The 6,190-nt window shown below is 49.1% G+C and carries 12 protein-coding genes; all 12 read left to right on the top strand.

Annotated elements, in window-relative coordinates; all coding sequences use genetic code 11:
* The first annotated feature begins 61 nt into the window (after positions 1 to 61).
* Positions 62 to 673, top strand: coding sequence for a hypothetical protein (locus B4K20_RS13695; RefSeq protein WP_289283305.1), 612 nt, complete (start codon positions 62 to 64; stop codon positions 671 to 673).
* Positions 663 to 980 carry a hypothetical protein gene (locus B4K20_RS13690; protein ID WP_289283304.1) on the top strand — a complete coding sequence of 106 codons (318 nt, stop codon included), beginning with the start codon at positions 663 to 665 and terminating at the stop codon, positions 978 to 980. Before B4K20_RS13695 ends, B4K20_RS13690 begins: the two co-directional genes overlap by 11 nt.
* Before the next feature lie 5 nt (positions 981 to 985).
* Entirely contained in the window at positions 986 to 1,393 is a 408-nt protein-coding gene (locus B4K20_RS13685; RefSeq protein WP_289283303.1) for a hypothetical protein, read from the top strand.
* 8 nt (positions 1,394 to 1,401) lie between these two features.
* The gene (locus tag B4K20_RS13680; protein ID WP_289283302.1) at positions 1,402 to 1,611 is read left to right on the top strand and encodes a hypothetical protein; all 210 of its coding nucleotides are present in this window, start codon (positions 1,402 to 1,404) and stop codon (positions 1,609 to 1,611) included.
* Positions 1,608 to 2,195 carry a hypothetical protein gene (locus tag B4K20_RS13675; RefSeq protein ID WP_289283301.1) on the top strand — a complete coding sequence of 196 codons (588 nt, stop codon included), beginning with the start codon at positions 1,608 to 1,610 and terminating at the stop codon, positions 2,193 to 2,195. Before B4K20_RS13680 ends, B4K20_RS13675 begins: the two co-directional genes overlap by 4 nt.
* Positions 2,192 to 2,686 carry a hypothetical protein gene (locus B4K20_RS13670; protein WP_289283300.1) on the top strand — a complete coding sequence of 165 codons (495 nt, stop codon included), beginning with the start codon at positions 2,192 to 2,194 and terminating at the stop codon, positions 2,684 to 2,686. The genes B4K20_RS13675 and B4K20_RS13670 overlap by 4 nt, the downstream gene beginning before the upstream one ends.
* Entirely contained in the window at positions 2,683 to 3,033 is a 351-nt protein-coding gene (locus tag B4K20_RS13665; RefSeq protein ID WP_289283299.1) for a phage holin family protein, read from the top strand. The genes B4K20_RS13670 and B4K20_RS13665 overlap by 4 nt, the downstream gene beginning before the upstream one ends.
* A gap of 3 nt (positions 3,034 to 3,036) precedes the next feature.
* The gene (locus tag B4K20_RS13660; protein ID WP_289283298.1) at positions 3,037 to 3,330 is read left to right on the top strand and encodes a putative phage tail assembly chaperone; all 294 of its coding nucleotides are present in this window, start codon (positions 3,037 to 3,039) and stop codon (positions 3,328 to 3,330) included.
* 20 nt (positions 3,331 to 3,350) lie between these two features.
* Positions 3,351 to 3,488 (top strand): DUF6890 family protein, encoded by a 138-nt coding sequence (locus tag B4K20_RS17070; RefSeq protein WP_414683390.1) that lies wholly within the window; start codon positions 3,351 to 3,353, stop codon positions 3,486 to 3,488.
* Between the two features lie 4 nt (positions 3,489 to 3,492).
* Positions 3,493 to 5,331, top strand: coding sequence for a phage tail tape measure protein (locus B4K20_RS13655; protein ID WP_289283297.1), 1,839 nt, complete (start codon positions 3,493 to 3,495; stop codon positions 5,329 to 5,331).
* A gap of 1 nt (position 5,332) precedes the next feature.
* Positions 5,333 to 5,656, top strand: coding sequence for a DUF2590 family protein (locus tag B4K20_RS13650; RefSeq protein ID WP_289283322.1), 324 nt, complete (start codon positions 5,333 to 5,335; stop codon positions 5,654 to 5,656).
* Positions 5,656 to 6,190: baseplate J/gp47 family protein (locus tag B4K20_RS13645; RefSeq protein ID WP_289283296.1), on the top strand; the 535-nt coding region annotated here is incomplete at its 3' end. The genes B4K20_RS13650 and B4K20_RS13645, both read left to right, overlap by 1 nt.

Here is a 6,190-nt window from a genome sequence, read left to right as displayed (position 1 = left end):
ATGGCAATTTGTCTTTGAATGACTTCCACATAAACCCATACCAATTCCTGGAGGCCGCGTAATGTTATCGCCTATCTGGATTAGACAAACCAACACACCGGCACCGACTCAATCATTCAATGTGGATAGTATCGGTTCGTCTGAGTCAGCGGGGGTGATCACGCTTTCACCTGGTCCCGTTTCTCTGGCGTTGTCATCCATCCTGAGTCAATCAGCCTTGGGTGATATTGAATTATTACCTGGTGCGGTTTCGTTTTCTGTGCCTGGCATCGAGGGGGATGCCGTGGTGCCGAACCCCACTTTCTCTGTTGGCGGCTCGAATGTCTCTCTTGTGTCCATTCCTTCTCAAGAGTTTGTGGGTTTACCGGTGTTATCACCTGGCGCTGTTAGCTTCTCGGCTGCCTTTATCAACGAGTCGTCATCGCTGGGTGATATTCACTTCTCAACTGGTCTAGTCAATTTCAGCGTGCCAGGCATTACACCTGGCGAACAGGTGCAGCCGTTCAATATTGAAAATGTGAACCATGTTTTAAGGCTAAACAGCATAGAAACGGCTGAAACGTTCGGTGCTATCAGCATAAAAGGTGGATCTAGAATCACAGGCTACATGAACGCCGACATTTTCACTGGTCCGCCAATTTTAGGCGTGGTGGAGGTGAACGTTGGCCACTGAGAATGTTTTCCTGCTGGCAAATTCCAACACGATTGAGCTTCGTGGGCTGCGTAACGTCTTTACAGATGAATACATCAACACAGCGAATGTGGTGGCGACGTTGCACACATCAAAAGGCGTATCTGTGGTGACACCGGATGCCATCACGCTGCATTACGTTGAGGAATCAGACGGCTGCTATCGGGCGTTATTAGCACCGGACACACCCTTAGAAGAAGGCAAGCGTTACAAATTACACATCGTGGCCCAGGGCGAAGGACTCACCGCCACTTGGGAACAGTTAATTCAAGCAAAAGTTAGGCGGTAAACGTTATGACAGCAAGTTTATACGGCAAAGGCCGTGAAGGTTTTCTAGGCGGCGACATCGATTGGGATGCCGACATCATCAAAGTGGTGGCCATTGATACGGCTAATTACAGCGTGAGCATAGATGCAGATGAATTTCTGGCTGATATTCCCGCTGCAGCGCGTGTATCGATAAGTGATGCGTTAACCAGTAAAACCAAAGCATTAGGCGTGGCCGGTGCAGCGAACGTGGTGTTTCAGGAAGTCACCGGTGCAGATATTGAAGCGATTGCTTTGTACCAGGACACAGGAAACGAAGCCACCTCGCGTTTGATTGCTTACAACGATGAAAGTGCGGATTTACCGATTCCACCCAATGGCGGCGACATCAACCTGAATTGGGATGCCGGCGTGAATAAAATTTTCAAACTATAGGTGACGACATGGCCAAAGCAATAAAAGACATGAGCATCAAAGAGCTGGAAAAACATATCCAGGTATTGACCATACAGCGCCAATTGATTCGCCTTGATGCCATCGTTGCACAGGAAGAACTTGCCAAAAAACTGGAACAGCAACGCATCAGCAAGCTATTAGGCCGTGATGTGCAGTTGGTTGAAGTCAGCAGCATCGAGTCTGAGGAAGAAGCATGAACAGCTTCAATACAAAGACCATCACTGATGCCTTGAAAAAGCACGATTACCCGTTTTTTAAGGGTGATTACAACCTCAACATTATCGGTGTGCGTAGCCATGATACGGATGCCAACACGTTTAATGATGTGATTGTGGTGCTGTACGAGCTGGACAAAAAGCAAGTGATGCATGTGTTTCCAGCCACGACCGATCCTGGTCTGTTTTACCGTGAAAACCCGCTTAATTTAGATGGCACGGCGATTGTGGTGCCTGGTCATTATCGGGGGGTGTGGCAGATTGGTCCTCACCAGGCGAAATACAACGCCCTGGTTCAACGTAAACCGATGAAGGTCTATCGAGACAATGATAGCGATACGGCTTTGGATATGGCCGAAACCAGCATTGATGAGGGCTTATTCGGCATTAACTTGCACCGTGCCGGCGTGAATAACATCTCGCTGCAGGTGGATAAATGGTCTGCCGGCTGCCAGGTGTTAGCTGATCCATGTGATTTTGATTTGTTAATGGCTCTGGCCAAGAAATCAGCATCGATGTATGGACCATCGTTTAGCTACACGCTGCTCACGGAAGAACAGCTATGAACTGGCTGATTATCGCGGTATTTGCAGCAAGCTGTTCTGCCAGCTTTTTTGTGGGCTACGACTACCGCGATAGGGGCGTTCAGGCTGAAATGGCAAAAGCGATATCCAAAGCCCTGGAAGATGCCGACGAACAATACGAAAAGGACCGTCAGCAGGAACTGGAGCTGATTGAAAAGCAAAAAAAGACCGAGATTGTTTACAAAACCATTACCAAAGAGGTGCCGAAGTATGTGCCGGTTATTCAGCAAAAAGACAGTGATTGCAATCTGTCTAATGGCACTGTGCGGCTGTTCAACAGTGCCGCCCGTGACGACATGCCCGAAACCACCGATATCGATGCTGATACCGATACCCGACCTTCCACCGTTACAGAAGCCGAGCTCATCGACTACGGGCTCGGCACCGTCAACCAGTACAACAAGGCCAAAAACCAATGCAACGCCTTAATCGATTGGTGGAACTCAGTGAACAACAAGGAACAGAGCGAATGATTGAGAAAGACCCAACGGCTTACCCATTAATAACGTATTCCTGGGTGTTTCTACTTTCGATTATGGGCGGTGTAGTGAGTTATATCCGCAAGCGTCGTATGGGCAAGATTGCCCGCTTTTCGATTACAGAATTGGTCGGGGAGATTGTAACCGCGGCATTTGCAGGGCTTATCACCTTCTTTTTATGTGAAGCGGCAAAGATTCCACCGATGTTGGCTGCGGCCATGATTGCCGTTTCTGGCCACATGGGGTCCAGGCTGATTTTCATGCTCGAAGAAGGCCTGCAGAAGTGGTACGAAAAATACGTTTTCAAAAAACAACTTTCTAAAACTAAAAACGAGGACTAAACCATGCCTTTAACCACACTTTCACTAAACGATCAGAACTTTGATTTTGATTTTGGCGTGGATGATGCCAACCGTTATATCAACTCAATTGATGCACAAGACAAAGTGGCGCCTAGCTATAACTTGCTTATGCAAACCATCAAGCCGGAGCAAAAAGATGAGCTGAAAGAGGTTGTGTTGATTGATGGTAAGCCGAACGGCTTTTTGTGCATACAAATCGCAGGTGAACTCAATAAACAGTTTTCGAGCGCGGTGAAAGTCACGCTGGGAAAGCCGACCAACTCGCAAAGCAAATAGAACAAAACGGATTGCACCAGGTGACATGCCTGGTGCATCACTGGTTGCCAGGGCAACCGATTAATGAAGACACCATGGGCGAAGCGATATATCTGGAAAAACGCTATTGGGAAAACATGAGCAACGCCGTCGCAGCAGGCATCCAAAAGGCTTTATAGCAACGTGAACGCATTACAACACCTCGATTTTATTGTGAAACTGACCGACATGGCCTCTGGCCCTGCCGGCAAGATCATGACGCAAATGGATACCATGACCACCAAAGTGCAAGACGGTTATAAAAAAATCGGCTATGGCGCGGCGGGAATATGGGGGGCCGGTGCGGCCCTGGATAATTTGCTAACACCTGCCAAAGAAATGGATCGGGCATTAGGTGAAGTGAAATCGCTTGATGTTGCTGATAAAACATTAAAACAACTCACATCCACCTCGCTGAAATTTAGCATGCAATATGGCGAGTCAGCCGCTGACTTTGTGCGTAGCTCGTATGACATTCAATCGGCTATTAGCGGTCTGGTGGGGAATGAGTTAGCCACCTTTACTAATGCCAGTAACATTCTAGCCAAAGGCACCAAGGCCGACGCGGCCACCATCACCGATTACGTTGGCACCATGTATGGCATTTTTAAAAATGGTGCGGATGAAATGGGCAAAGGCCAGTGGGTAGAAATGCTGGCAGGCCAAACAGCGGCAGCCGTGCAGATATTCAAAACCACCGGTGGCGAAATGTCGGCGGCGTTTGGTCGTTTAGGCGCTGAAGCGACCAGTAATGGCGTGGCCATGAATGAACAGATGGCCATACTCGGCCAGTTGCAGTCCACCATGTCCGGTTCGGAGTCGGCCACTAAATATCGCGCGTTTTTATCGGGCGTGGGTAAAGCCCAAGAGGCATTGGGGCTACAGTTTACCGATAGCCAGGGGCGAATGCTGCCGATGGTCGATATTCTCAACGCGATTAAAGGCCAGTTTGGCGAGATTGATACGGTCGCCGAATCCGACATGCTGCAAAAAGCCTTTGGTACTAAAGAGGCCGTCTCACTTATCAAGTTACTGGCTAGCGATGTGGATGGCCTCAATAAAAATATCCAGGAGCTAGGCCAGCAAAAAGGCATGGAAAAAGCCATTCAAATGGCACAAGAAATTCGCGATCCGTTTGAAATGGGTACGCAGGCCATGAACGCCATGAAAACGGTACTGGGTAGGGCTATGATTCCCATGCTGACGCCCGTTCTTGGTTTGTTGGGTGATGTAGCTAACCGCATGCTGCGCTGGTCTGAAATGTTCCCCACACTCACGAAATATATGGGCGGCGCCGGCCTGGTCATTTTTGGCCTGATTGCCACAGTTTCAGCCTTATCGATTGTGGTGGGCATTAATAGCTTTTTAATGGTCGGCTGGGGTGCTGGCCTGACATTAATCAAAACACTGTTATTGATGACGAAGTTTGCCTTTTTACAGCTCATTCCGGCTGTTTGGGGCTTTACTGCGGCGTTATTCGCGAACCCGATCACTTGGATTGTGCTGGGCATCACCGCACTGGTGACCATTGTGGCCGCTGCCATTATCTATTGGGATGAATGGACCGGGGCGCTCGGTAAATGGGCTGGCCAGTTTATGGACACGTTGAACGTTTTCGGCATGGTCGATGGTGTATTAGCGGCATGGGATGCACTGCCACAGTGGTGGGGCAACTTTAAAAACTGGCTAGGCACGCTCGACCCGATGGCTTTTGTCGGTGAAAGCATGGACTGGATTATCGACAAGGTAAATATGATCCCAGGCATCAACATTGGTGACGGACCCAAAGCACCAAAACCCATCGCGCCACCGCCAAGCCTGGATGTCAATAAATCACTCAGCAGCCAGGGCGGGGTGATGCAACGTATTACCAATGCCAACAACTCGCAAACACGCAGTATCGGTGATGTGGTGGTCAATAACTACGGCCCAAGCGTCAACGGCAACACGCTGCGTGACGAACTCGCGTTTATGGGTGGCTGATATGGCGGATTACGTCGATTTATTGATTGTTGATGATGATGTGGTCCTGGATGCTGCCGGCGAGCCGCAGCTTATTTATGACAAAGCCTGCATCACTCAGGATATCAAGCACATGGTGCGTGATTCGGGCTTGCTTGTGGAAATGATTGGCGAGCGTAGCAGCAGCAAGATTCAGGAAAAAATGCTGAAACTCGTGCTGTTTATCGAAACGGACGAGCGATTGATTCCTGGCACCGTCGCTATCACCCGCACCGACACCGAAACCTTTTTTATCACTGCCACTACTTACAAATATGGCAGCACCAGCCTTGAGGTAACAAGCTAATGGCCGATGTGGATTTTAAACAAATCGTTTCTGATGCCGGCATACCGACGACCGAAGCGGAATTGAATGCGGCCTGGAAAGAAGAAGTCACCAACGCCGGCAGCACCATCAGCAATGATAGTGACTATAGCCCGTTCTGGCGTGTTATCACGGCCTTAGTGACTAAGCCCGTGTTATGGCTGATTAACTTTTTAATTGAAACGGTATTGCCGAATGCCTTTTTAAAAACAGCGGTATTTGATTGGGCGGTCGAGCTACTGGCTGATGCGGTCAACCTGACCAGAAAAGATGAAACCTTCACCACAGGTGAAATCACCTTTACCCGTGGCGAAATTGGCACGAGCGTCACTATACCGAAAGACACCATCGTTCAAACGCCGACCTTAAATGGCAAGGTGTATCAGGTCAAAGTCACCCAGGCGACCAGCTTTTTATCGGGTTTAAGTACGGTGCGTGTACCCGTTAAAGCCGTGGAGGCAGGTTCTGCATTTAACCTGGCCGCTGGTTATTACTCCATTTTACCGGTGCCAATGG

The organism is Methylophaga sp. UBA5088 (assembly GCF_002414625.1).
Taxonomy (GTDB): domain Bacteria; phylum Pseudomonadota; class Gammaproteobacteria; order Nitrosococcales; family Methylophagaceae; genus Methylophaga; species Methylophaga marina.
Note: the sequence above shows the minus strand (reverse complement) of the source record. Positions and strands in the feature narration are given on the sequence as shown.

What these genes read in the sequence shown, in the direction of transcription:
- B4K20_RS13650 (WP_289283322.1), top strand. Translation starts at nt 5,333, where the DNA reads ATGGCGGATTACGTCGATTTATTGATTGTTGATGATGATGTGGTCCTG.
- B4K20_RS13685 (WP_289283303.1), top strand. Translation starts at nt 986, where the DNA reads ATGACAGCAAGTTTATACGGCAAAGGCCGTGAAGGTTTTCTAGGCGGC.
- B4K20_RS13660 (WP_289283298.1), top strand. Translation starts at nt 3,037, where the DNA reads ATGCCTTTAACCACACTTTCACTAAACGATCAGAACTTTGATTTTGAT.
- B4K20_RS13665 (WP_289283299.1), top strand. Translation starts at nt 2,683, where the DNA reads ATGATTGAGAAAGACCCAACGGCTTACCCATTAATAACGTATTCCTGG.
- B4K20_RS13695 (WP_289283305.1), top strand. Translation starts at nt 62, where the DNA reads ATGTTATCGCCTATCTGGATTAGACAAACCAACACACCGGCACCGACT.
- B4K20_RS13675 (WP_289283301.1), top strand. Translation starts at nt 1,608, where the DNA reads ATGAACAGCTTCAATACAAAGACCATCACTGATGCCTTGAAAAAGCAC.
- B4K20_RS13680 (WP_289283302.1), top strand. Translation starts at nt 1,402, where the DNA reads ATGGCCAAAGCAATAAAAGACATGAGCATCAAAGAGCTGGAAAAACAT.
- B4K20_RS13670 (WP_289283300.1), top strand. Translation starts at nt 2,192, where the DNA reads ATGAACTGGCTGATTATCGCGGTATTTGCAGCAAGCTGTTCTGCCAGC.